The organism is Paraburkholderia sediminicola (assembly GCF_046026895.1).
Lineage (GTDB): Bacteria > Pseudomonadota > Gammaproteobacteria > Burkholderiales > Burkholderiaceae > Paraburkholderia > Paraburkholderia sediminicola_C.
On the sequence record NZ_JAQQEU010000206.1, the window covers coordinates 1 to 1,760 of the forward strand.

A 1,760-nucleotide genomic window follows, 5' to 3' on the forward strand; every position below is an offset into this window, starting at 1 on the left:
GATGCAAAGCTACGCGGATACCACGGTCCCAACTTCTCCGACAGTGACAGCCGCGCAAAACACGCCGTCGGGCACGGTAACGGTGTCCGGTACGGGGATCGTGGGCAGCACGGTGACCGTGACGTACGCAGACGGCACGACGGGTAGCGCCACGGTGGACAGTTCGGGCCACTATTCGGTCACGTCTACGACCACACAGCCGTCCGGAACGATCAGCGTGACGGACACATTCAACGGTCAGACCAGCGCGGCGGCAGGCATCTTCGTCGCGGATACCGCTGCGCCACAGCAGGCCACGACAATCGCGTCGATCAACGACGGCGACACAACTGCTCCGCATACGGGCGTGGTGCCAAACGGCGGGGAGACTGCCAATCAGGCGGTGACTGTGAGCGGGACGATCAGCTCGGGCCTGAACGCCAGCGACGGCGACGTGGTCGAGGTATTCCGCAACGGTGTCTATCTCGGCAACGCGACGACGACCGGTACGACGTGGACCTACGTGGATTCGGGTCTGGTCAACGGGACGACGTACAGCTACACGGCCGAAGTGGTTGATGCGGCGGGCAACCCGGGCGCGGTCTCCAATCCGTACACGGTGACGGAAAAGACCACGCAACCCGTGGAAGCGACAACGATTACCGGTGTGGTCGACACGGTCAGCAGTCAGCTGGTTCCAGCTGGTACTGTGGTGGCCAATAACGGCTACACGAACAGCGCAAGCCCGATGGTGCAGGGGCAGGTAAGTCAGGCGCTGAACGCCGACGAGACGGTAGCGGTCTACGACGGCGGTGTTTACCTGGGTAACGCGACGGTAAGCGGCACGAGCTGGACGTTCACGGATACGCGGAATCTGGCAGACCGCACGACTGTGAACTATACCGCAGAGGTGATTGATGAGGCCGGCAACCAGGGTGCAGCGTTGAATGCCTACACGGTGCATGTGGATTTGTCGGTGCCGGCTATCACGGTCTCGATTAACGCCTACAGTGGAGCGGACACGACGCCGACTATCAGTGGCGCGCTCACTGGCGCGCTGCCCGCTGGAAACACGCTGCAGGTCACGCTCAACGGTGTGACGTACGTAGCGGGTGACGGCAACCTGAGCGTGTCCGGCACGACGTGGACCTTGCACGTGCCTGCGGCCAACGCGATGAATGTGGGTGGCGCGACGGATGTGCCGTACAGCATGAGTGCGGTGGTGGTGAGTGCTGGCGGAAACTTGGGCGTACAGACCACAGCGACGATCACGGTCGACGGCGCGGGGACGATCGTGAACTCGCCGGACTATGCCTACGAGACGTCGACTACCCCGGCCATCACAGGGGCGGCGCACATGGGCGCGGGCGAGACGCTGACGGTCACGGTAACCGATTCGACCGGCAAAGTGGTGGATACATTTACCAACGTGGCGGTCAGTGCGAACGGTGGGTGGGTGATTCCGGGGGCGAGCTACAAGACCCCTCTGTCCGCCGGCACGTACACGGTATCGGCCGCGGTGAACGCAGCGGATGGCGCTGGCGGTCAGGTGCAACTGCAGACACAGACGATCGACGTGCAGCCCCAGACCGTACCTGTTGGCGTAGCGGCTTCGACGGCCAGCGGAATCGATAACCAGGCGCCGTCAGAGATCGCGCTGAGCAACGGCAACTACATGGTCGTGTATCACAGCAATGCACGCACGGGTGCCAACAGCGGTAGCTACGATCTGATCGAGCAGCAATACACGGCGAATGGTATCGCGGTAGGTGGCCCCGTAA

1 protein-coding gene is annotated in these 1,760 nt (G+C 62.9%); it reads left to right on the forward strand.

Going from position 1 to position 1,760, the window contains the following annotated elements; genetic code table 11:
• On the forward strand, positions 1-1,760 hold a 1,760-nt coding region (locus PQR02_RS40295), incomplete at both ends, for a beta strand repeat-containing protein (protein ID WP_408243364.1).